At 68.3% G+C, this 1,467-nt stretch carries 2 protein-coding genes; both read left to right on the top strand.

Annotated elements, in window-relative coordinates; all coding sequences use genetic code 11:
* Positions 1 to 89: 89 nt before the first annotated feature.
* On the top strand, positions 90 to 881 hold the full coding sequence (locus AOK17_RS46640; protein WP_245697885.1) for a sulfite exporter TauE/SafE family protein: 792 nt from the start codon (positions 90 to 92) through the stop codon (positions 879 to 881).
* Between the two features lie 172 nt (positions 882 to 1,053).
* The coding region (locus AOK17_RS46635; RefSeq protein ID WP_425424701.1) for a TerC family protein at positions 1,054 to 1,467 on the top strand (414 nt) is incomplete at its 3' end.

Here is a 1,467-nt window from a genome sequence, read left to right as displayed (position 1 = left end):
CAGACGGCGTCTCTAATATGGAACGCCAACGCCAACACAAACCCCTGGCGCGCCAGAACGCCCCGCACCCGCAAAGACAAGAGGTCAACGTGCAAGCGCTGATCGCCGGCCAGCCAACCCCCGGCGCCGCACTCCTCCTCCTGGCCGCAGGCATAGCCTCCGGCCTGGCCGGCTCAATAGCAGGCTTGGCCTCCCTGTTCAGCTACCCCGCACTACTGGCCGCAGGCCTCCCCCCGGTGGCAGCCAACGTCACCAACACGGTCGCCCTCTTCTCCAACACGGTCGGATCCGCGGCCGGCTCCCGCGAGGAACTCCGAGGCCAGCGCACCCGACTCGTCCCCCTGGCCATCACGGCGGCCCTGGGCGGCGCGATAGGCGCGGCCCTCCTCCTCAGCACCCCGTCGAAGACGTTCGAACTGGTCGTACCGTGGCTCATAGCCCTCGGCTCGGTCCTGATCCTGGCCCGCGAACCCCTGCGACGACTCACGGTGAGACTCAGCCCCGGCCAGGAATCCCTGCCGAAGCTCCCGCTGACCTGCGCCGTCCTGCTGGTCGGCCTGTACGGCGGCTACTTCGGCGCTGCGGCAGGCGTCCTGATGCTGGCCGTCCTCTCCCTGTCCGCGGCGGAGCCCCTGCGGGTGACCAACGCCGTCAAGAACATCGCCACCGGCGCGGCCAACGTCACCGCGGCCGTCGCCTACGCCTTCCTCGCCCCGGTCGACTGGAGCGCGGCCCTCACGCTCGGCCTGGGCTGCTTCGTGGGCGCCTGGATGGGCCCCGCGGTCGTACGCCGCCTGCCCGAGGCCCCGCTCCGTATCGCGATCGCCCTGGCCGGCCTCGGACTCGCATGGAGCCTGTGGCGCGAGGCCACCGCGTCCTGAACGCCGCCTACGCAGGCCATGCCGCCTACGCAGACCACGCCGACTACACCGACCACGCCGACACGGTGCGGTGCGTATGCCCGGACGTAGTCGTTTGTTTACCTTCTGGGGGTGGTTTTGCTCCTGATGTCTGACAACGCTGTCAGTTCGCACCATCAGCCCCGGAGGAACAGTGAACGTCTCCCTTGGCGTGTGGGCGCTGTCTGTCGCAGTGCTCTGCGCGCTCATCGCCGTGGACTTCTTCATCGGCCGCAAACCCCATGAGGTCTCCCTCAAGGAGGCAGGCATCTGGAGCGCGGTCTGGGTCGCCCTCGCGGTGGCGTTCGGGATCGGACTGCTGGTGGTCTACGGAGGCGGGCCCGCGGGCGAGTTCTTCGCCGGCTACATCACGGAGAAGTCGCTCAGCGTCGACAACCTCTTCGTGTTCGTCCTGATCATGGCGAAGTTCTCGGTGCCGGCCCAGTACCAGCAGCGCGTGCTGATGGTCGGTGTGCTGGTGGCACTGGTGCTGCGCACGATCTTCATCGCCGCCGGCGCCGCGATCATCTCGACGTTCTCCTGGGTCTTCTACATCTTCGGCGCGTTC

The sequence above is a fragment of the Streptomyces phaeochromogenes genome (genome assembly GCF_001418655.1).
GTDB lineage: Bacteria > Actinomycetota > Actinomycetes > Streptomycetales > Streptomycetaceae > Streptomyces > Streptomyces phaeochromogenes.
Note: the sequence above shows the minus strand (reverse complement) of the source record. Positions and strands in the feature narration are given on the sequence as shown.